19 protein-coding genes are annotated in these 21,756 nt (G+C 67.2%); 13 read left to right on the plus strand and 6 right to left on the minus strand.

Features of this window, described 5'->3' with window-relative positions; all coding sequences use genetic code 11:
- The first annotated feature begins 120 nt into the window (after positions 1-120).
- The 7 genes from mdcA to mdcH are packed head-to-tail and all read left to right on the plus strand — an operon-like array spanning position 121 to position 6,300.
- Complete coding sequence (gene mdcA, locus E0W60_RS18125; protein WP_135705133.1) at positions 121-1,779, plus strand: malonate decarboxylase subunit alpha; 1,659 nt, start codon at positions 121-123, stop codon at positions 1,777-1,779.
- Positions 1,779-2,738 carry a triphosphoribosyl-dephospho-CoA synthase gene (locus E0W60_RS18130; RefSeq protein ID WP_135705134.1) on the plus strand — a complete coding sequence of 320 codons (960 nt, stop codon included), beginning with the start codon at positions 1,779-1,781 and terminating at the stop codon, positions 2,736-2,738. Before mdcA ends, E0W60_RS18130 begins: the two co-directional genes overlap by 1 nt.
- The gene (locus tag E0W60_RS18135; protein WP_115706655.1) at positions 2,738-3,055 is read left to right on the plus strand and encodes a malonate decarboxylase subunit delta; all 318 of its coding nucleotides are present in this window, start codon (positions 2,738-2,740) and stop codon (positions 3,053-3,055) included. The genes E0W60_RS18130 and E0W60_RS18135 overlap by 1 nt, the downstream gene beginning before the upstream one ends.
- The gene (locus tag E0W60_RS18140; RefSeq protein WP_135705135.1) at positions 3,052-3,903 is read left to right on the plus strand and encodes a biotin-independent malonate decarboxylase subunit beta; all 852 of its coding nucleotides are present in this window, start codon (positions 3,052-3,054) and stop codon (positions 3,901-3,903) included. Before E0W60_RS18135 ends, E0W60_RS18140 begins: the two co-directional genes overlap by 4 nt.
- On the plus strand, positions 3,900-4,736 hold the full coding sequence (gene mdcE / locus E0W60_RS18145) for a biotin-independent malonate decarboxylase subunit gamma (protein ID WP_135705136.1): 837 nt from the start codon (positions 3,900-3,902) through the stop codon (positions 4,734-4,736). The genes E0W60_RS18140 and mdcE overlap by 4 nt, the downstream gene beginning before the upstream one ends.
- Positions 4,724-5,380 (plus strand): malonate decarboxylase holo-ACP synthase, encoded by a 657-nt coding sequence (locus E0W60_RS18150; protein ID WP_135705137.1) that lies wholly within the window; start codon positions 4,724-4,726, stop codon positions 5,378-5,380. The genes mdcE and E0W60_RS18150 overlap by 13 nt, the downstream gene beginning before the upstream one ends.
- On the plus strand, positions 5,368-6,300 hold the full coding sequence (gene mdcH / locus E0W60_RS18155) for a malonate decarboxylase subunit epsilon (RefSeq protein WP_135705138.1): 933 nt from the start codon (positions 5,368-5,370) through the stop codon (positions 6,298-6,300). Before E0W60_RS18150 ends, mdcH begins: the two co-directional genes overlap by 13 nt.
- A gap of 46 nt (positions 6,301-6,346) precedes the next feature.
- Here the strand turns inward: mdcH and E0W60_RS18160 are convergent, their stop codons facing one another.
- From E0W60_RS18160 to E0W60_RS18185, 6 genes are all read right to left on the minus strand, one after another.
- Complete coding sequence (locus E0W60_RS18160) at positions 6,347-7,636, minus strand: multidrug effflux MFS transporter (protein WP_135705139.1); 1,290 nt, start codon at positions 7,634-7,636, stop codon at positions 6,347-6,349.
- 179 nt (positions 7,637-7,815) lie between these two features.
- Positions 7,816-8,877: a 3-keto-5-aminohexanoate cleavage protein gene (locus E0W60_RS18165; RefSeq protein ID WP_135705140.1), complete on the minus strand. Its 1,062-nt coding sequence runs from the start codon at positions 8,875-8,877 to the stop codon at positions 7,816-7,818.
- A gap of 24 nt (positions 8,878-8,901) precedes the next feature.
- Positions 8,902-9,822 (minus strand): TauD/TfdA dioxygenase family protein, encoded by a 921-nt coding sequence (locus tag E0W60_RS18170; protein ID WP_135706260.1) that lies wholly within the window; start codon positions 9,820-9,822, stop codon positions 8,902-8,904.
- A 449-nt stretch (positions 9,823-10,271) separates the two neighbouring features.
- Positions 10,272-11,414 carry a DUF3300 domain-containing protein gene (locus tag E0W60_RS18175; protein WP_135705141.1) on the minus strand — a complete coding sequence of 381 codons (1,143 nt, stop codon included), beginning with the start codon at positions 11,412-11,414 and terminating at the stop codon, positions 10,272-10,274.
- Positions 11,411-12,346, minus strand: coding sequence for a DUF2950 domain-containing protein (locus E0W60_RS18180; protein WP_135705142.1), 936 nt, complete (start codon positions 12,344-12,346; stop codon positions 11,411-11,413). Before E0W60_RS18180 ends, E0W60_RS18175 begins: the two co-directional genes overlap by 4 nt.
- A 17-nt stretch (positions 12,347-12,363) precedes the next feature.
- Positions 12,364-13,806 carry an anion permease gene (locus tag E0W60_RS18185; RefSeq protein WP_135705143.1) on the minus strand — a complete coding sequence of 481 codons (1,443 nt, stop codon included), beginning with the start codon at positions 13,804-13,806 and terminating at the stop codon, positions 12,364-12,366.
- 105 nt (positions 13,807-13,911) lie between these two features.
- Here E0W60_RS18185 and E0W60_RS18190 point away from each other — a divergent pair, with 105 nt between their 5' ends.
- The 6 genes from E0W60_RS18190 (at position 13,912) to E0W60_RS18215 (ending at position 21,732) form a co-directional block, all read left to right on the plus strand.
- Positions 13,912-14,550: a 2Fe-2S iron-sulfur cluster-binding protein gene (locus E0W60_RS18190; protein WP_135705144.1), complete on the plus strand. Its 639-nt coding sequence runs from the start codon at positions 13,912-13,914 to the stop codon at positions 14,548-14,550.
- A 15-nt stretch (positions 14,551-14,565) separates the two neighbouring features.
- On the plus strand, positions 14,566-16,215 hold the full coding sequence (locus E0W60_RS18195; protein WP_135705145.1) for an FAD-binding protein: 1,650 nt from the start codon (positions 14,566-14,568) through the stop codon (positions 16,213-16,215).
- Between the two features lie 19 nt (positions 16,216-16,234).
- Positions 16,235-17,479 (plus strand): complex I 51 kDa subunit family protein, encoded by a 1,245-nt coding sequence (locus tag E0W60_RS18200; RefSeq protein WP_133098588.1) that lies wholly within the window; start codon positions 16,235-16,237, stop codon positions 17,477-17,479.
- Between the two features lie 100 nt (positions 17,480-17,579).
- Positions 17,580-17,915: a hypothetical protein gene (locus E0W60_RS18205; RefSeq protein WP_133098587.1), complete on the plus strand. Its 336-nt coding sequence runs from the start codon at positions 17,580-17,582 to the stop codon at positions 17,913-17,915.
- A 156-nt stretch (positions 17,916-18,071) separates the two neighbouring features.
- Positions 18,072-19,112 (plus strand): AraC family transcriptional regulator, encoded by a 1,041-nt coding sequence (locus E0W60_RS18210; RefSeq protein WP_135706261.1) that lies wholly within the window; start codon positions 18,072-18,074, stop codon positions 19,110-19,112.
- A 409-nt stretch (positions 19,113-19,521) separates the two neighbouring features.
- Positions 19,522-21,732 carry a penicillin-binding protein 1A gene (locus tag E0W60_RS18215; RefSeq protein WP_135705146.1) on the plus strand — a complete coding sequence of 737 codons (2,211 nt, stop codon included), beginning with the start codon at positions 19,522-19,524 and terminating at the stop codon, positions 21,730-21,732.
- The last annotated feature ends 24 nt before the right edge of the window (positions 21,733-21,756 follow it).

Genomic DNA, 21,756 nt, shown 5'->3' on the forward strand with positions numbered 1-21,756 from the left:
TTTCGCCCACTCCCTGGTCTCGCTTCCGGCCAGCGTAACGGTTCATTTGCTGGCGTGATTGTTTGCCGGACGCCGCCTGTTTAAGGTGGAGCCATCAGACAGACACCAGCCGGAGACGCGATGACCAACACCAGCACGGGCCGCCAGTGGAATACCCGCAGGCAAGCCAAGGCGCGCCGCAAGCAGAATGGCGCAGCCATTGCCGACGGCAAGGTGGTGCCGACCAGCGACATCGTCGCGTTCCTGGAAGCCGTGCTGGCGTCCGGCGACCGCGTGGTGCTGGAGGGCAACAACCAGAAGCAGGCCGACTTCCTGTCGCGCTCGCTGGCGCAGGTCGATCCGGCGCGCGTGAATGCGCTCCACATGATCATTCCCAGCGTCAGCCGGGTCGAGCACCTTGACCTGTTCGAACGCGGCATCGCGCGCAAGCTGGATTTTTCGTACGCGGGGGCGCAAAGCATCCGCATCTCGCAGTTCCTGGAGGACGGTCAGCTCGAAGTCGGCGCGATCCATACCTATATCGAGCTGTATTCGCGGCTGTACGTGGACCTGGTGCCCAATGTGGTGCTGATCGCCGGCTACAAGGCCGATCGCCAGGGCAACCTCTACACCGGTCCGAGCACTGAGGACACGCCGGCGCTGGTCGAGGCCGCGGCCTTTCGCGACGGGCTCGTGATCGCGCAGGTCAACGAGATCGTCGACGATCCCGCGGGCCTGCCGCGCGTCGACGTGCCGGGCTCCTGGATCGACTACGTGGTGCAGGCGGACAAGCCATTCTTCTGCGAACCGCTGTTCACGCGCGACCCGCGGCTGATCAAGCCGGTCCACGTGCTGATGGCGATGATGGCGATCCGCGGCATCTACGAGCGCCACCAGGTGCAGTCGCTCAACCACGGCATCGGCTTCAACACCGCGGCGATCGAGCTGATCCTGCCGACCTACGGCGAGTCGCTCGGGCTGAAGGGCAAGATCTGCAAGTACTGGACGCTCAACCCGCACCCGACCCTGATTCCGGCGATCGAGACCGGCTGGGTCGAAAGCGTGCACAGCTTCGGCAGCGAACTGGGCATGGAAGGTTACGTCGCCGCGCGGCCGGACGTGTTCTTTACCGGCGCGGACGGCTCGATGCGCTCGAACCGGGCCTTCTGCCAGCTTGCCGGCCAGTACGCGGTGGACCTGTTCATCGGCTCGACGCTGCAGATCGACGGCGACGGCCATTCGTCCACGGTGACGCGCGGGCGGCTGTCCGGCTTTGGCGGCGCGCCCAACATGGGCCACCAGCCGGGCGGGCGCCGCCACCCGACGCCGGCGTGGCTCGACCTGATCGAAACCGACGACCCGCTCGCGCGCGGCCGCAAGCTGGTGGTGCAGATGGTCGAGACCTTCCAGGCCGGCGGCAAGCCGACCTTTGTCGAATCGATGGATGCGGTCGAGGTCGCGCGCGAAAGCGGCATGCCGCTGGCGCCGGTGATGATCTATGGCGACGACGTCACGCACGTGCTGACCGAAGAGGGCATCGCCTACCTCTACAAGGCGCAATCGCTGGAGGAGCGGCGCCGGATGATTGCCGCCGTGGCCGGCGTCACGCCCATTGGCCTGAAGCACGATCCCGCCACCACGCGCCGGATGCGTAGCGACGGGCTGATCGCGCTGCCGGAAGACCTGGGCGTGCAGCGCAGCCAGGCCACGCGCAGCCTGCTGGCGGCCAAGAGCATGGCCGACCTGGTGGACTGGTCCGGCGGGCTGTACGAGCCGCCGGCACGCTTCCGGAGCTGGTGATGGCAGCCGCCACTGCAAGGATCCTGCAAGCGCAGGCCCCATACGCGCCCGCGCAGCGCCCGGCGGCCTCGGCCCACGCCGAGGCGCTGGCGGGACTCGCCGTCGGCGCCATTGCCGAAGAAGCGCAGCTCTCGCCCAAGCCCGGCCTGGTCGACAGCCGCGGCAGCGGGGCCCATGCCGACCTGACCTTGCCGCTGATGTTGCGCTCGGCGCACGCGCTGGGGCCGTCGTTCGCGGCCATGGCCGATGCCGGCCTGCAGGCGCCGCGCGTAGGCTATGGCCTGCGCGAGCAGCTGGGCGCGCTCGGCCGCGAGGCCGAGGCCGTGATGCTGGCCGCCACCGGTGGCGTCAACACGCATCGCGGCGCGATCTGGTGCATCGGCCTGCTGGTCGGCGCCGCGGCGCACGCGAGCGCGGCAGGGCTGGCCGCAAGTGCCGGGACGATTAGCGCTACGGCGGGCGCCATCGCCGCGCTGGCGGACCGGCACCGGCCAACGCTCACCGGCAACAAGGGCGAACTCGCCTGCCTGGCCTACGGTGTCGGCGGCGCGCGCGCGCAGGCGCGCGCGGGCTTCCCGCACGTGACGCGGCTGGCGCTGCCGGCGCTGCAGCACAGCCGCGAGCGCGGCGATACCGAATCGACGGCCCGCCTGAATGCGCTGCTCGCGCTGATGAGCGAACTGGACGATACCTGCGTGCTGGCCCGGTCAGGACGGCACGGGCTGGACTACATGCAGGCCGGCGCGAAGGCGGTGCTGTCGGCGGGCGGCGCGGGCACGGTGGCGGGGCGGCGGCATCTGCGCAGCCTCGACGCCGGCATGCTGGCCAGGCGCGCCTCGCCGGGCGGCGCGGCGGACCTGCTGGCCGCGACGATCTTCCTCGACCGGCTGTCGCGGGACGGGACTGCCGCGAGAACCGTTGCGAAAACGGACGCGAAAAACGACTTCAGGGGACTGTGATGGAACAACTGCGATTTGAATTCCCGGCCGGGCAGCCGGCCACCGGACGCGTGCTGGTCGGCGTGGTGGGGTCGGGCGACCTCGAGGTAGTGGTCGAGCCGGGCCAGGGCGGCAAGACCACGGTGGAGGTTACCACCTCGGTCAATGGCTACGGCCGCGTCTGGGATGCGCAGCTCTCGCGCGTCTTCGCTGCCGAGCCGCGCGCATCGATGCAGATCCGCATCCACGACTTCGGCGCGACGCCGGGCGTGGTCGGCATGCGCCTGGCGGAAGCCTTTGAAGCGCTGGGCGGCCCGCAACAAGGAGACGGCGCATGAACACGGCGGAACTGCTGGCGCGCAACAGCTTTATCGAACTCGGCGCACGCGAGCGCGCGCGTGCATTGCTTGACCCGGGCACCTTCCGCGAACTTGCGGGCCCGTTCGATGGCCTGCAGTCGCCGTGGCTGCCGCCGCAAGGCGTGGTGCCGCAGAGCGATGACGGCGTGGTGGTGGCCAAGGGGCGCATCGACGGGATGCCGGTGGTGGTGCTGGCCATCGAGGGCGCTTTCCAGGGCGGCAGCATGGGCGAGGTGGGTGGCGCCAAGATCGCCGGGGCGCTGGAACTGGCGGCCGAAGACAACCGCCGCGGCGAACCGACGCGCGCGGTGCTGCTGCTGGAAACCGGCGGCGTGCGCCTGCAGGAGGCCAATCTTGGCCTGGCGGCGATTGCCGAGATCCATGCGGCGATCGTCGACCTGCGGCGCTACCAGGCGGTGGTCGGCGTGATCGCGGGGCAGGTGGGCTGCTTTGGCGGCATGTCGATCGCAGCCGGCCTGTGCAGCGCGCTGGTGATGACGCAGGAGGGCCGGCTGGGGCTGAACGGCCCGGCCGTGATCGAGCAGGAAGCGGGCATCGCCGAGTACGACTCGCGCGACCGGCCCTTTATCTGGAGCTTCACCGGCGGCACGCAGCGCGTCGCCACCGGTTTCGCCGATGCGTATGTCGACGACGATTGCGACGCAATGCGCGCGCAGGTTGCCGCGCTGCTGCGCGAGCCGGTCGCGGCCAGCCATCGCAGCGAGCAAGTCGCGCGATACCTGGCCGCGCTGCAGGCGTACGACGCCAGCGCTCAACCCACGCCCGCGCAGGTGCAGGCACTGTTTCAACGGGGGACCGACGCATGAACGCACCACTTCATCCCGCTGCCGCGCGCGAAGCCAGCCGCGGTGAACGCTGGCTGCAGGCGCTGGCGCCGATGGCGTCGCGCGTGACGGGCTATCCGGACTCCGTGCGGGTGGCCGATGGCGAACTGGCCGGCACCGCGGTGCGCTGGATTGCGCTGGTGCCCGATGCCGCCAGCCGCTTCCCGCGCGCGCGCAACGGCGAAGCCGGACTGCTCGAGGGCTGGTCGCTGGCGCGCGCGGTGCGCGAGGCGATCGAGGCGGACCGCGCCGCGCCGGTCAAGCGCGCCATCGTGGCGATCGTCGATACGCCCAGCCAGGCCTACGGCCGGCGCGAGGAGGCACTGGGCATCCACCAGTCGCTGGCCGGCGCGGTGGCCGCGTATGCCGAGGCACGCCTGGCCGGGCATCCGGTGGTGGCGCTGATTGTCGGGCGCGCCATGTCGGGCGCCTTCCTCGCGCACGGCTACCAGGCCAACCGGATCATCGCGCTCAATGACCCGGGCGTGCTGGTGCATGCGATGGGCAAGGAAGCCGCGGCCCGCATCACCATGCGCACGGTCGAGGACCTGGAGGCGCTGGCGTCGACAGTACCGCCGATGGCCTACGACATCGAGAACTTCGCCACGCTGGGCATCCTGTGGCGGCTGATCGAGGTCGAGTCGGCCAGTGCGCCGGTGGCGGCCGATGCGCTCCTCGCGCGCGACACCATCCTGTCCGCGCTGGCCGACATCCGCCGCGACCCGACGCCGGGCCTGCAAGGCCGCCTCGGCGGGGCCAACCGGAAGGCGTCGGCAGAGGTACGCGCGTGCCTGTCCCGGCAATGGCAAGCGTGAATTTCGCGCCGCCCGCGCCGCACGACCTGGTCTGGCTGGACGACCCGGCCAGCGCGCTGGAGGGCGCGGCGCTGCCGGCGTGGGTCTCGCTGCCGGCGCTGCACGACACGCCGGTGGTCGTGCGTCGCGACGGCCGCCGGCCGGGGGAGATCCCCGTTGGCTTGCGCGGCCGCTCGCGTGCAGAGCGCTTCGGCACGTGGATTGCGCCGTCGGCGATGCGCAAGCTCGTCACGCCGATGGAGCTGGCCGCCCAGCGCGCCTGGCGCCTGCGCCCGGACCTGGCGGCATTGCCGGCAATCCGCGCGCTCGAGGCCATCGCCGGCCGGCTCGGCGCCGCAGGCATCCGCTGGGGCGTGACCGGCAGCGCCGGCTTCTCGCTGGCCTGCGCGCAGAACGTGCTGCATGCCGACAGCGACCTGGATCTGGTCGTGACGGCAGACCAGCCGCTGGCGGCGGGCCATCTCGAGTTGCTTGGCGAACTGCAGCGCAACGCGCCGGTCCGCGTCGACATCCAGATCGCGACACCGTACGGCGGCTTTTCGCTGCTGGAACGCCTGCGCAGCGGGGGCAGGGTGCTGCTGAAGACGGACCATGGACCGTGCCTGTGCGACGATCCGTGGCAGCCATCGCCATGCAAGTCCTGATCACGTTCCCCGGGCAGGGGACACAGCGCCCCGGCATGCTGAAGGACCTGCCAGCCGACCCGGCAGTGGCGGCGGTGCTGGCCGAAGCGGAGGAGGTCCTGCAAGTACCGGCGGCAGGGATGGATACGCCCGAGCGCCTGCAATCGACGGTCTGGACGCAGCTGTGCCTGCTGACGTCGGGCGTGGCGATGGCACGATGCCTGGCCGCTTACGACGCCCGCGCCGACGCCGTGGCCGGACTTTCAATCGGCGCGTATGCCGCCGCGGTGACTGCCGGCGTGCTCTCCTTTGCCGATGCCTTGCGCCTGGTGCGCCTGCGCGGGGAACTGATGGCGCAGGCCTATCCCGCCGGCTACGGCATGACCGCCATCCTGGGGCTCGACCGCAACCGGCTCGCACCGTTGGTGGCGCAGGTGTGCTCGCCGCAACGGCCGGTATACCTGGCTAACTTCAACGCCCCGACGCAGATCGTGATCGCCGGCAGCGAGGCGGCGATGGCCGAGGTATCAGCGCTGGCGCTTGCCGCCGGCGCGCAGGCCGCAAAGCCGGTCGCCATCCATGTGCCATCGCATTGCCCGCTGCTCGATGCCGCGGCGCAGGCGCTGCAACAGGCCATGCAGGGCGTGGCGCTGTGCGCGCCCTCGCTGCGTTATTTCAGCGCCAGCAAGGCGCGCGAGCTGCGCGACCCGCGCAGGATCGCCGACGACCTGGCGCTGAACATGGCCACGCCGGTGCGCTGGCATGAAACCATGCTGCTGGCACATGCCAATGGCGCACGGCTGGTGGTGGAAGCGCCGCCGGGCGACGTGCTGACGCGCCTGGCCCAGCCAATGTTCGCCGACGGCATGCCGCTGGCGTGCGACCGGACGCGGCTGGATTCGATCGTGGCGCTGATGCGGCGCACGCGGGCGAGTCCCTGAAGCAGGTCCAAACCAGAGCGGACAGAGGCGTTCGCACCGGCTCCCGCTAGCCTCTCCCGCCTCTCCCGCCTCTCCCGCCGCCAGATCCGCCGGCCCCATTCATGGATTGCGATCGGTCCATTGAACGTAGCGCCAAGTAGGCCAGGAGCGCGCCAAGGCATTGGATCGACAGCATGCCAAGTGCCATTCGCGTAAGGGAGACAGCAAGGAGCGGCATGACCAGCGCGGACAACAACGCATTCCCGACCTGTTGAAACGTCAGGTAGCAACTGGCCGCCAGGCCTCGGCGCGCCGGGGCGCAATCCAGAGCCAGCAATTGCAGGCTCGGCTGGGTCAGCATCATGCCGAAGGCAAAGCAGGGAAGAGCCGTCACGATCCACGGCAGCGCGGATGCATGGAACACGCCGAGGGAAAGATTGACCAATGCCGCGGCGAACATGACGATGTGCCCCCCCGCGATGGTCTTCCATGGGCTCACCCTGCCAGCAAGACGAAATAGCGCGAGCGAGCCTAGCAGCAATCCCGCAACAATCGGCACGAACAGCCATGCGAAGGATTGCGCATTCAATCCGAGGTGCTGCGTAACGAAACTGGGAGCACCGAGTACATAGACGTAGATGGCCATGTTGACGCTAGCATTGGCCAGCGCCAACAACACAAAGCTGCGATGCGAAAGAACGTTGCCATACGCCTGAGCAAGCCGGATGGGATGCAGCACATGCCGTTCAGGTGGCGGCAGGGTTTCAGGCAGCCAAAGCCAGCAGGCCCCGAGCAAGCCTGCGGACAGCAGAGCAAGAAAGAAAAAGATGCTGCGCCAGCCCGCCCAGGCCAGCAGCCAGCCACCGCAGACTGGTGCCAGCGCAGGGGCCAGCGCGAACAGCATGCCGACCAGTGCCAGTTGCCTTTGAGCGGTTGCCCCGCTGGCAACGTCCCGGACCATGGCCCGGCCAACGACGGCCCCAACTCCCGCACTCAGCCCCTGCATGATGCGGCCGGCGTACAGGGTCTCTATTTGCGAAGCCGCTGCACAGACCAGCGACCCCAGGGCGAACAGCGCGAGTCCGGCGAGGACGGATCTGCGACGCCCGATTGCGTCGGAGATTGCGCCATGCCACAGCATCATCAGCCCGAAAGGAAGCATGTATGCCGTCAGAGACTGCTGTACTTGTGCCGGACTGGCCGACAAAGACGTGCTGAGCGAGCCGAAGGCTGGTAGATAGGTCCCGATGGCGAATTGGCCCAGCATCACAAGGCCGCCCACGAGTATCGTAAAGCGAGGGCCGGTGCTGGTTGTGGCCGACACCTGCGCGCGTGTCTCCGGATACTGCAGGCTCATGGAATCTTCGCGTGACATCGTGCTATCGATACATGAATACCCGGCTGGATATAACGAGCCGACTGTCTTCCCCAGCAGGTGGAGCGCGCCGGGTGCAGGCGCTTCACATGCTAGACGCGATCAGGGCAGGTACAGGGACGGAGGATCTCTGTACCTCCACGCGGCCTGATCCTTTCAGATCAACGGCGTGCGTGCTGGGTGAACCCGACCTGGCCAGGCTTGCGGTTCGGCGCGAAACCATTCTGCGCCAGCGTCTCGTCGGCGCCGTCGTAGAACGTGCCGATCTTGTAGATCTCACGCGCTTCCTTCGCACTGGCAACGTCCCGGCCGAACTCCCGCGAGATGCGCACGAGTTGCTCGATCTGTTCGACCGTGCCCGTCTTGCGGTCCCGCCGCTGCGTCCAGATGTTGTCCTCGATACCACAACGCACGTGCAGCCCCATGGCGATAGCCATCATGTTGAGCGGAAGCACGTTGAGCATCGAGGTTTCCAGGGTCAGCACCGAGCCGTTGGGGCAGGCCCTCACGAAGTTCGCCAGGTTGTAGAGGTTGGGCGCTTCGAAGCCGCCGCCGATTGCCACCCAGGTCAGGATCAGTGGCACGTTGCAGGTGCCCCGGCGCATCATCCGCTCTACCGTTTCAAGTTGCGCGATGTTGGCAAGCTGGAAGTGGGTCTGGATGCCGATGCTGCTGAGCCGGCGGATATGCTCTTCCACCCATTCCGGTCCGGCGGGGATGGTCATCTCGCGATAGGCGCGATAATTAGCCGGCTCGGCCAGGGACGTTCCGGCCACATCTGCCGCGCACATCTGCTCGACCACATTCATCTGGTTGGTGTTGATCGCGATCGTCACCTGGTCCGGCGTCGGCTTCAGTTCCGCAAGCATATGGCGGGTATCGTCCGACAGCCACCTGGCCACATCCCCCTCGCTCTCCGGCGCAAACGAGATCGATCCGCCCACTTGCAGGATCATGTCCGGCACGCGTGCCCGGATGCCGGCAAGCAACTCATTGAACTTGGACAGGCGCTTCGAGCCTTTCCCATCGGCTTCGCGTACGTGAACGTGCAGCACGGTAGCGCCGGCGTTGTAGCAGTCCACTGCCTTCTGGATCTGTTCCTCCATCGTCACCGGAATATCTTGCGGAAAATCCGAAGGCATCCATTCCGGGCCATAAGGGGCTGCGGTGATGACCAGCTTCTGCTGGTTCTCCGGGAACAGCGAACCGTCGATGAAATCCATGTCTCTCTCCTTGGGATAAATAGTTCAGGCCTGGGCCGGCTGTGCGGCGTGTCGCTTGACGTCGCCCTCGCCGATTCCGAATGGCTTCTCGCCAATGCCGAACGGCTTGTCGCCGACAATGCCGGCGCGCTCCATCTTGCGATGGCAGGGCGCGTAGTCCATTACCGCGTAGTGCTGGGTGCTGCGGTTGTCCCAGATCGCCATGCTGTTGGCCTTCCAGCGCCAGCGCACCTGGTATTCGGGAATGAAGGCCTGGCTCACCAGGTAACGCAGCAGGTCGGCCGCACCGGGGTTGTAATCCTGGCCATAGCGCACGTACGCAGGCGTATGGAAGTTGGTGAGATGCGTGGTAAAGGCATTGACGAAGAGGATCCGCTCGCCGGTTTCCGGGTGGATTCGTACCACCGGATGCTCGGGATCCGGGTACTGCGCCTTCAGCGCCAGGCGCTTCTCGATTTGCATGGCCGCGCCGAAACTCGCCTCGATGCTGTGACGTGCTCTCAGGCCGGCAATTTGCGCCTTGACGTGACCGGGCAGGTTCTCGTACGCGAGAACCATGTTCGTCCACATCGTGTCGCCGCCGACCGGAGGGGTTTCTACACAGCGAAGGACACAGCCCATCGGAGGTGCCTCGCGCCACGTGGCATCGGTATGCCAGGCGTTTTCGTAGCGGTCCATCGGCTGGTCCGGTCGCTTGTAGATCTGGACGAGACCCGGATGCTCCGGATGGCTGCCGGCAACGGGATGGTCTTCGAGCTTGCCAAAGCGCTCGGCAAACGCGACATGCTCGGCGCGAGAAATATCCTGGTCTCGCAGGAACAGAACCTTGTGCCGCAGCAACGCGGCGCGGATCTCATTGAACAAGCCATCGTCATGAATGGCATCGGAGAGTTTCACGCCAACGAGTTCGGCGCCGATGCTGGCGGTCAGTTGTTCTACGCGCATCATTCGGCCTCCGAACGCACCATGACTGAATCGGAATGTGCTAATTCAGCAAGGCAGACTTCGGCAACAAGATGCGCAATGCAATAACCGGGTGTAGCCATTCTGTGTCTCCTCTTGATATGGGTCCAACGCATATTGCGTTGTCATCAAGGTAAGCGTGGGGGCTACGTCCGGACTTTGCTTTCCATGCCAGAAGCTTTGCGTTCGGCGCCAGGAAACGGCGCCGGATGACTCGGACTTGATCGTGGTCAAATCAGGGCGGCTAGCCGGCAAGAATAAGGATCTCTCGGCTGACGCGACTGGCGCCGGCGTCATTCCAGCGCGCGAAGGAGGGGGCGCGAGGATGGATATTCTGCGTCTTTGTGCCGATGGATTTCCCTTGCGCTTCGGGAATCCGGTCATGTCGGGAGCCAGGTGCCAGTGCACCACTCCAAACGGGCATTGGTTCCCTAACGTCGTCCACCGCCACCACGCCCGCCGCCAAAGCCTCCGCCGCGTCCGCCGCCAAATCCGCCGGCCCGGCCGCCGCCCGAGTGCAGGCTCTGGTTTCCGCGGCTGACATCACGCTGCACGGCACTGCCGCCGCGGCCCACGCCCTGGAAGCCGTTGTCCCGGCCGCCGGTGGCGTCGCGCCCGCGGAAGCCGGCGCGGCCCGACGCATCGGCGGTGCTCCTTCCAAATCGTTCGCGCGTGGCGCTGTCGCGGTAGGCCACCCCCTGGCGGTGCCGCGCGTCGTGCTGCCAGCGGCCTTTATCCAGCTTGCTGGCGTCGAAGTTGCGGTCGATATTGCGGGCCTTGTGGTGCTCCACATGGACGCCGCCGTTGTTCCAGTCGCAGTCGCCGAAGATGGCGACGGCCGCGGCCAGGCCGACGCCCCATGCGATGCCGCCAAGGAAGGCGTCGCCAGGATAGTAGGGTCCGTAGGGTGGCCAATAGTAGTACGGGTATCCTGCATAGCCCCAGCCGCCATAGACAATGGCGGGGTCATACACCGGCACGTAGATCACGTCGGGCTGCGCCGGTTCGATGCGCACGATGGTCTGCTGCGTGGATTCGGCCGCGGTCGCGGGTTCCACGATCACAGTTTGCTGCGGCCCCGACTTGAGGTGGCCGGCCTGCTGGGCGCGCACGCGCAGGCGTTGCACCGCAGCCATCACGTCCTTCTGCTGGGCCAGGAAGGCATCGCCCAGCTTCTGGGTCCAGTCCAGCTTGTCGCCCATGGGTCCAAGGATCTGCGGAAACGCCACCAGCGATTTCACGCTGACGTCCCAGGTTTCGTTCTGCACCGCCTTGACCGCGGCATCGCCCTTCAGGTCAGGGCGCTCCTTGAGCCAGCGCGCGGCGAGGGCGACCTCCAGCGGATAGGTGGACGCCATCAGCACCTGCGACAGCAGCGGATCGGGGTAGAGCGCAATCGGGGCGACCAGGGCCTCGATTTCTTCTGCCTTGTACGGGGCGGGTTCGCGCTGGACCTGGGTCGGGCCGCCGCCAGGCAGCGCGGACGCCGGCGTTGCGGCCGGCGGCCCGGCGCCCTGGCATCCGGCCAGTGCCAGTACGCCGCAGCAGGCCATGGTGAGGATGCGATGGCTCATGGCGACACCTTCCTCCAGCCCGGGGCTGGGTCAAAGGTTTTCGTTGCAGCGGCCTTGGCCGCGCTGTTGGGCCCCAGGTCGCGTTCGTACACTTGCCCCTTGTGGCTGACGATGAAGCTCATCACGCCGGTGTCGCCGTAGCGCACCGGCCAGGCCATGACCGCGAAGCCGCCGAACAGCTTGCCGTCGACGACATAATTGAGCGCACCGCCGTCGCCATGCGGCCCTTGCGCGGTCAGCAGCTTGTAGTGGTAGCCGTGGTAACCGTCCTTGCTTGCATTGCGCGTGCCGGCGTCGCGGAAGGCCGGGCCGAGCGGGCTCGGTGACTCGTTCGAGGTGGTCGGCCAATAGAGCCCGTCATGCTTGTCCGGGGTGCTGGACAGCCTGCTGGCGTAGACCAGCCGCTTCTCGCCATCGTGCATCGTCTGGGCGTATTCCGCTTGCGCATCGCAGATCGCCTGCATGGTCTGGATCACCGCAAGCTCGTTGCGGCCGATGCGGCGCACGCGCATTTCTTCGACACCCGCCCGCGTGTCGAATTGCCAGCCGCCTGGCGCCTTGACCAGCGGCACCGGCAGGGTCCAGCCATCGTCGCCGACCGCGATGAAGGCATGTTTGTCCGCCTGCTGCAAGCGATGCGATTGCGCCCAGGCGGTGTCGAACCGTTTCCGTACTTCGGCGCCGGCCGGCGGAATGATGTCGCGGAACTTCGGCCCCAGCATGCGGCGCATGGCGGCCTCGTCGTCGGCGCGCACCGCCTGGCCGAAAGCCGCCATTGCCGCATCGGGCGAAGCGAAGACCTGGCGCGCCTGGGCATGCGCCGGAGTTGGTGCGAGCAGGCAAAGGCAGGCCACGGCGGCGGCTGCACCAGGCGAAAAACCCCGGGATCGCGCAATCGCCGGCTTATGCGGGGGACTCGGTTCGTAGGGCATGGCTGGAGGGCTCCGTTTCAAAGCAGCAGCGGCACGCCGAGCGCCAGGAACGCGGCGATGTAGATCACGCCGAACATGGCGCCAAGCCGCCAGTAATCACCGGCGGGCAGGTAGCCGCTGCCGAAGTAGACCGGGCTCGGACCGGTGCCATAAGGTGTCAGGATGCCCATGATGCCCAGCGTCAGGGCCAGCATCAGCGCAAAGGACTCCATTGGCAGGCCGGGAATGGTCGAGCCGACGCTGAGCATGACCGGAAGCATTGCCGTCGTATGGGCGGTGACGCTGGCGAACATGTAGTGCGTGAAATAGAAGACCAGCACCAGCGTTACCGCAGCCGTCATCGGCGACAGGCCGCTCATGTGGCTTGCCATGGTGTCGGCAAACCATTTGACGAAGCCGGTCCGGCTCAGGCCGTCGGCCAGCGCGATCAGCGTTGCAAACCAGGCCAGGGTATTCCACGCCTGCTTGTTGGACAGCATGTCATCCCAGGTCACGACACCGGTCACCAGCATCAGGGCAATCACCATCAGCGCCGCGGTGGTCGCGTTGACGTGCTTGTCCCCGAAGATCCACAGCGCCAGCGCGATCAGCACCAGCAGGGCAAGCAGCAGCTCGCGCCGGTTTGGCGGGCCCATCTTCTGCAGTTCCTGCGCCGCCCAGGCCGGCACCTCGGTGCCTTGCTTCACTTCCGGCGGATACAGCAGGTATGCGAGCAGCGGCACGGCCAGCAACAACACGATGCCTGCCGGCGCGAAGGCCATGAACCACCGCATCCAGCTCAGGTCGACCTGGACCGTCTTGCGGATCAGCTCGGCGGCGAGCAGGTTGGGCGCCAGCGCGGTGAGGAACATCGAACTGGTTACGCACGTGCTGGCAATCGCGGTCCACATGATGTACGAGCCGATCCGCCGCGCCGACGGATCGTTCGGCTTCGAGTCATAGAGCGGCGGCAGGTTGCGGATGACGGGAAAGATCGTGCCGCCGCTGCGCGCGGTATTGGAAGGGGTGAACGGCGCCAGCAGTGCGTCGGCCATCATCACCGCATAGCCCAGCGTCAGCGTCCTGCGCCCCATGGCCCGCACCAGCAAGAGGGCGATGCGCCGGCCCAGCCCGGTCTTTTCGTATCCGAGCGCGAACATGAAGGCGCCGAAGATCAGCCACACCGTGCTGTTGGCGAATCCGGAAAGTGCCCACGCCAGGGCCGCGTTCGCAGGATTGAAGCCTGGCATTGCGAGTTGCTCGGGGCTGTAGAACACCCATTCGCACAGCACCGTCACCAGCGTCACCGCCAGCAGGCCGATGGCGGCGCCGGGCAGCGGCTCGAGCATCAGCCCGACGATGACGCCCACGAAGATCGCGAAGTATAGCCACGTGTGCAGCGCAAGTCCCTCTGGCGCCGGGATCACGGCGACTACGATCGCTGCAATGACGGGCGCGAGCGCATTCAGCCAGGTTTCCATTACGGCTCCCTTAGGCAAAGACCTTCGGTGTGCTATGGTTTTATATGACCTTTTCGACCCTGGCGCCAGTGTGAAGTGGGCGCCGCCGATTCCACGGGGCATGCGATGGTACGTCTGAGCATCGAAGGGCGGCAGATCGAAGCACCGGCGAACTGCTCCATCCTGCAGGCCTTCCTGCACGCGGGGGAAACGCTGGTCGAAGGCGTGGGATGCATGGGCCAGGGCGTGTGCGGCTCGTGCCGGGTCATGGTGCGGCGCAGCGGCGAGCAGGACGTGCGCACGGCGCTGGCGTGCGAGACGCTCGTCGAAGACGGCATGCAGGTCGCGTTCCTGGACTACTTTACGGCGACGGAGCGGCACGTCTACCGCATGGAAGAGATCGGCGAGAGCTGGGAGGCCTTGCAGGCGATCTCCACGACCTTCCCCGAGGCCGCGCATTGCCGCCACTGCAGCGGCTGCGACCGCGCCTGCCCGAAGGAACTCGAGGTCCAGCAGGGCGTGCAGTTCGCCGTCGAAGGCAAGCTCACCGCTGCCAGCCAGGTCTTCGACGAATGCGTCATGTGCAACCTCTGCACGCTGGCCTGCCCGGAACACATCCGCCCCAATCATCTCGGCCTGTTCGTGCGCCGCATGATCGCGGCGCAGACACTGCGGCCCGCCAACCTGATGCTGCGCCTGCAGCAGATCGAAAGCGGGGCGATGACGATCGACTTCGACGCGCCCGGCGCACAGCCGCCGCGCTGACGGAGGCACACGATCATGCCGACCGGCATCCCCTACGACGAAGCGCGCCGGCGCTACCGGCCCGGTGTGGCCGCGCCGATGCGCAGCGACGAGACCAACGTTGACGCCCTGCTCAAGGCCTATCACCCCGACCACGGGCCCAATGCGCGCGTCGCGTTGGCCGTCGGCGTGAACCGCGGCGAACCCTGCCAGCCGGATCTCGCGCGCTGCCTGCAGGCTAACGCGCTGATCGACGATGTCGACATCGCCGGTGCGCAGCTGGTCTCCACCGATGTGCTGATCATCGGCGGCGGCGGGGGCGGCTGCGCGGCGGCACTGACCGCCGCCGGGCAGGGCGCGCAGGTGATCCTTGCCACCAAGCTGCGTCTTGGCGACAGCAATACCGTGATGGCCGAGGGCGGCATCCAGGCGGCCATCGGCGAGGATGACAGTCCCCAGCTTCACTTCGAGGACACCCTGCGCGCGGGGCATTTCCGCGGCGAGCCCGAGCTTGTTGCGCAGATGGTGATGGACGGGCCCGACGTGATCCGCTGGCTGATCCGGCTGGGCATGATGTTCGACCAGGAAGAAGACCGGCCCTTTGGCGGCAACCTGCTGCGCAAGAAGCCGGGCGGGGCGTCGGCCGCGCGCATCCTGTCCTATCGGGACTACACCGGGCTGGAGATGATGCGCGTGCTGCGCGAGGCGGTGGACCTGGAGCCCGGGGTTGCAGTGTGGAACCGCTGCCCCGCGGTCGAGCTGCTGTCCGACGAGCGCGGCCGCTGCGCCGGCGCCGTGATCTACAACCTCGAATGGCGCACCTTCATGCTGGTGCGCGCCCGTGCCGTGATTCTCGCCACCGGCGGGGCGGGGCGGCTGCACCTGAACAGCTTCCCCACGTCCAATCACTACGGCGCGACCGCGGACGGTCTGGTGCTTGCCTATCGGCTCGGCGCGCGGCTGCGCGAGCTCGATTCGTTCCAGTACCACCCCACCGGCATCGCCTACCCGCCGCACTTGGCGGGCGGCCTGATCTCCGAGGCCGCGCGCTCGGCCGGCGCACGGCTGATCAACGGCGAGGGCGAGCGCTTCGTCGATGAGCTCAAGCCGCGCGACATTGTGGCCTCCGCGATCCTGCGCGAATGCGCGCAGGGCCGCGGCATCGAGCGGGGCGGGCAGGTCGGGGTCTTCCTCGACACGCCGACGCTGGAAATGGAAAACCCCGGCATCCTGGCCAAGCGCCTGGTCACGCTGCGCCATCTCGCGCACAAGTGCGGGCAGGACGCGGCGCAGGAGCCTTTCCTGGTCTATCCGACCCTGCATTACCAGAATGGTGGCGTTGCCATCGACAAGGACGGCGCGACCAGCGTGCCGGGACTTTACTGCGTGGGCGAGGTCACGGGCGGCATCCACGGGCGCAACCGGCTGATGGGCAACGCGCTGCTCGACATCCTGAGCATGGGCCGGCGTGCCGGAGTTAGCGCGGCACAGGCAGGGCGCGGCGCGATGGCCGTGCGCGCCGGCATCGGCCACGTGCATGCGTGGCAGCGGGAACTGACGCTCGCCGGGCTGCCGCTGCATGTCAAGGCACCGCAGCTGTTCCCCGGCTACGCGCATTTCGACCTGCGTGTCGATGCCGGATTGGGCGCCGGCGTACGGGGCCGCACGGTCGGCGGCACGCGGTGAGCGATCGACGGAGCGCGCGATGGAACCCCTGAATCAGGTACTCCTCAACAAGGAAATCCGCGTCGGTGCGGACCTGGAGCGCTGGCTTGCGCGGGGCGGCGGAGAGGGGCTGGCCAGGGCGCTGCGCGATCCGGCCACGATCATCGCCGAAATCGAACAGGCGGACCTGCGCGGCATGGGCGGCGCCGGCTTCGCCACGCATCGCAAATGGGCACCGGTGGCAGCGGCCCCGGATGGCGACAAATACATCATCTGCAATGGCAATGAAGACGAGCCGGGGACGTTCAAGGACCGGTTCCTGCTGGAGCATACGCCGCACCAGGTGATCGAGGGCGCATTGATCGCCGCGGCCGCCACCCGTGCGAACCATGTCGTGCTGTACGTCAATCCGCACCAGCCGCTTGCGCTGGACATGACGCGCCAGGCCGTGCGGCAGTGGCAGGCGCACGCGCAGTTCGCCGAGCTGGCGCAACTGGTAGGCGGGCCGGTATCGCTCGGCGTCGTGCCGAGCTCCGGCTTGTACATCGGCGGCGAGGAAACCGCGGTGATCGCAAGCGTCGAGGGCGGGTTCCCGTTCCCGCGCCGCAAGCCGCCTTTCCCGGCCCAGCACGGCGTGCATGGCGCGCCCACCGTCGTCAACAACACCGAGACGCTGGCCCACGTGCCCGGCATCATGCGCCACGGGGCGCAGTGGTATCGCAGTCTCGGCATCGGCAACGCCGCCGGCACCAAGCTGTATTCATTGTCGGGCGACGTGTTGCGGCCCGGGCTGTATGAGCTGCCGATGGGCACGAGCCTGGAGACGCTGGTGTTCGGGCATGGCGGCGGCATGCTCCAGGGCAAGGAATTCAAGGCGGTCTTCACGGGCGGGCCTTCCAATACCCTGCTGACGAAGCGCGACCTCGACGTGGCACTGGACTTCGATTCCGTGCGGCAGCGGCGCTCGCGGCTGGGGACCGGCGCGATGATCGTGGTGTCGGAAGGCACCAGCATCGTCCGCAAGGTGGCCGAGTACGTGAGCTTCTTCGCCCAGGGTTCGTGCGGCCAGTGCCCGCCATGCAAGGGCGGCACCTTCCAGCTGATGCGCCTGCTCAACCGGATCGATACCGGCCGCGGCGTGCGCGCCGACGTGGAAGCGCTGGAAAACCTGTGCCGCATCCTTCCCGGCAGCGGGCGCTGCGGCCTGATCGACGGCGCCGTGACGGTGGTAGACAGCTCCCTCGACCAGTTCCGGGAAGAATATGAGGCGCTTCTGATGGCATAGCCGCACGAAGCAGGCACGAAGCAGACGTCCGGTGCTTCGCGAGGCCCTGGGCGCGCCGGCCCCCTGGCCACGGCCACCACTGGAAGAGGAGCGTACCACCATGAAGCCCACGCGCATTGCCCTGATTGCCGCTGCCATGCTGTCGCTGGCGGGCTGCACGTACTATGGCTATCCACCCACGGCGGGCGCGCCGGCCAGCTACGATCGTTCGTTCTATGCGGCCGCGGATGCCATGCGCGACCAGGGCCTGGTGATCGCCAATCAGGACGCGATGGCCGGCACGGTCGTCGGCAGCAAAGATGGCGATACCGTCACGGCCACTGTCCGCCAGCAAGGCGACGGCAGCGTGCGGGTGGAGTTCAATGCCGCGAGCACGCGCGATCCAGGCCTGATCGAGCGCGTTTCCCGCAGCTATGACCGCCGCATGGGGCGCTGAAAGGCTCCGCGGCAGGCGTCCGCCATCTGCTGGTGATCCCGGCAGCAATCGCCGCCGGATAATCGCCGCCGGAGGCCGGACGCCACGGGTTTCTCCCGCTTGACAGTGGATGACAGGCTTTTATCATTCCCTGTCACTGTTTCACTCGGCCCTGCCATGTCGTCTCTTGTCCGCGCTGCGGCCCTCACCAACTACAGCGAGGTCGCCCTGGCTGCCGGGCTGGATCCGGTGCGGATGCTCCTTGACGCGGGCCTGAGCCCGAGCGTCCTGCGCGAGCCGGACCTGATGATCCCGGGCGAGCGCGTCGGGCGGCTGCTGCAGGCGTCCGCGACCCTGTCGGGCAATGAAAGTTTCGGACTGTGCATGGCCGAGTCGCGCCTGCTGTCCAACCTCGGGCCGGTAGGATTGCTGATCCGCGACCAGGCGACCCTGCGCGACTCGCTGCGCGTCCTGATGCGCTATCAGACCCTGCTCAACAGTGCGCTCTCGCTGGCGGTCGAGGAATGCGACGGGCTGGTGATCATCCGCGAGGCGGTCATCGCCGGCAACGCCCATCAGCCCACGCGCCAAAGGGCGGAGCTCGCACTCGGGGTCATCGTGCGATTGATCCGGCAGCTGCTGGGACCGGACTGGGAACCGCGGCGCGTCTGCTTCGAACATCCCGCGCCACGCGACCTCGGTACGCACCAGCGGTTTTTCGGACCTCGCATCGAATTCGACCATGAATTCAACTGCATTATCTGCACGAAGGCCGATCTCGACGCCCGCAATCCCTCCGCCGATCCCGCCATGGCGCGCTACGCGCAACAACTGGTGGATGCCTTTGCCATTTCCCGGCAAGTGACCATGCTCGATGACGTGCGGCGCATCATCCCGTTGCTGCTGCCCGGCGGGCGCTGCACCATCGAGCAGGTGGCGGACCACCTGGGCGTGGTGTGCCGCACGGTCCAGCGCCGGCTGGCGGAAGAAGGGCAGAGCTTTTCGTCGATCGTCAATGACATCCGCACGGAACTCGCCACGCGCCATGTCCTGGAGAGCGATCGCCCGTTGACCGAGGTGGCGACCCTGCTCGGTTTCTCCGCGCCAAGCGGATTTTCGCGCTGGTATCACGCGCAATTTGGCTGCAGTCCCAAGGAGAGCAGGGCGGCGCGGGGCGCAATGCGCCGGCCGGCCGGTTCCCTGCAGGCCAACACCTAGCACCGCGGCAAGCCATGCCAGATGCGACGTTCCGGTTGCCGGCGGCGACCTGGCCGCCGCCGGCACGAGTTCCGTGTGCGCGAGCTTGTCTACTTGCCTCGCCGGCTTTTGCGGCCAGGGAAGAGGAGGGCTGCGAGCAATAGAGTGCCGACGGTCAGGATGAGAATGTCTTGCATGCCTATGCCTCCCATGAAGATGCCCGATCGAGCGGCCCAATTTAACCGCTCCCCTGTCGCGGCGCTATCCGGCTTTGTCCGACATCCAGTCTTCGTGGGAAACGCCGGTAACTCTGTCCAAATGAAACAGATGTAATCGAATGTTAGTGCCGCGACTTACGCGGGCATTTGGCAACAGACGGGTTCCGGTGCTTTGGTAGGATCCTGCTCTTTCCGCCAAGCGTCCCGCCGTCGTGAATCGCCGCCCTGTATCGTTGTTTCGAGAGTTCTGCGCACGGTGGCTCATCCGCATCCGACCCTTGGCCGCTGCCAGCATCCTGACAGCCAGGCGCGCCTTCAGCGGCGCACTGCGCCGCCTTCGCCGCCCGACGCGACGAGGCATCTTGCTGACCCTTGCTGCAGTGCCCGCGCTGTTCCTGCTGTACGTGCTCGCGCTCGTACCGTCCACACCGGCTCTCGGCGACATTCGGAAAGCTCGCATCGACCGCCCGGCGATCATCGTGTCCGCCGATGGCAGGGTGCTCGACGAGTTCAAGCCGGTCAATCGCGAGTGGGTGTCGCTCAGGCAGATCTCGCCGTACGTGCTGGACGCATTGATCGCAACCGAGGATCACCGGTTCTACGAGCATCACGGCATTGACTGGCTGCGCATGGCGGCGGCTGCGCTGCATACGTTGTCCGGCGAACGCCAGGGCGGTTCGACGATCACGCAGCAGCTCGCGCGCAACCTGTACCCCGACCAGGTTGGCCGCGCGCCGACCCTCGCGCGCAAAGTCAGGGAGGCGATAACGGCGCTCAAGATCGAAGCCGTGTACAGCAAGGACCAGGTCCTCGAGACGTACCTGAACAATGTACCGTTCCTGTACAACGCCTACGGCGTGGAAATGGCGGCGCGCACCTACTTCGGCAAATCGGCCCAACAGCTCGATATCCTCGAAGGCGCGACACTTGTCGGCATGCTGAAGGCCAACAGCACTTACAACCCCGTGTTGAATCCGTCGCGCGCCGTGCAGCGGCGAAACACTGTGCTTGGGCAGATGAGCAAGCACGGGAAGCTCAGACCCAATGCCCATATCTGGCTGAGCCGGCAACCGCTCAGGGTCAATTTCGCGGTGCAGCCCGCGCCGAGAAGCGCAGCACCGCACTTTTCCGTGCAGTTGCGCAAATGGCTGATCGCATGGGCCGAGCGCAATGGCTACAACATCTACGCCGACGGACTGGTCGTGCGCACGACCATAGATTTCCGGCTGCAGGCCATGGCGTTGCAGGCGGTGGACTGGCAGGCCAGCCAGCTGCAATGGATTGCGAATGAGGCCTGGAGCGAACGCCGGGGCTGTGGGCCGGACAACGACCTGTTCCGGACGTTCATGCGGCAAACGCCGGAATACCGCACCGCACGCGATGCGGGTCGGTCGGATGAGACGGCGCTCAGGAGGCTAGGCAGGAACCCGGCGTTTGTCCGTGACCTCTGCCGAAGCAAGACCCAGGTCCAGGCGGGATTCATCGCGATCGATCCGCGCAACGGCGATATCAAGGCATGGGTCGGTAGTCGTGATTTCACTGACGCGCCGTTCGATCACGTGCAGCAGGCCCGGCGCCAGCCCGGGTCTACGTTCAAGCCCTTCGTCTACGGGGCGGCGTTCGCGGACGGCGCCCGCCCGGACGATACGCTCGTAGACCGCAGCGTTGCCATCCCACTGCGCGGGCAGGCGATGTGGCGGCCTTCCGATGCGGAGCCGCCAACTGGCCGGCCGGTCACGCTGCGCGACGCGCTGGTGTACTCGCGTAATCGCGTCACGGCGCAACTCATGCAGGAGACGCGGCCCGAGAAGGTCGCGCGCCTTGCGCACGCGATGGGTGTGCGAGAAAGCGCGCTCGAACGGGTACCGTCGCTCGCGCTGGGCACGAGCCCGGTCACGCTCAAGGAAATGGTCTCGGCTTACAGCACGATTGCCAACCGCGGCGCCTATGTCGAGCCGCGCATGGTCACCCGCATCGAGGATCACGAGGGCAAGGTGCTCGCCGAATTTAAGAGCGCATCGCCGGAGCAGGCACTACCCGCAGGCGCAGCGCAAACACTCGTCGACGTGATGCGCGACGTCGTGGTCCGGGGCACCGGAGCGCAGATCCGGACGCGCTTCGGCATTCGCGCCGACGTGGCGGGCAAGACGGGCACGACGCAGGACAATGCCGACGGCTGGTTCATCCTGATGCATCCCCAACTGGTCGCGGGCGCCTGGGTGGGCTTCGATGATGGACGTGTGACGCTCGGCGACTACTGGGGGCAGGGCGCGCGCAGCGCCCTGCCGATGGTGGGCGCGTTCTACGACATGGCGCTGCGCGCACGAGCGGTCGACCCGGAGGCGCGCTTCAGTCCCGAGACCCGGGCGTCTCGTAAGGTCCATACGCCGCGGCATCGGCGCTTCCTGTTCTGGGGCGACTGAAAAGGCTTGGCGCCCATCGCTTTC

The sequence above is a fragment of the Cupriavidus oxalaticus genome (assembly GCF_004768545.1).
GTDB lineage: Bacteria > Pseudomonadota > Gammaproteobacteria > Burkholderiales > Burkholderiaceae > Cupriavidus > Cupriavidus oxalaticus_A.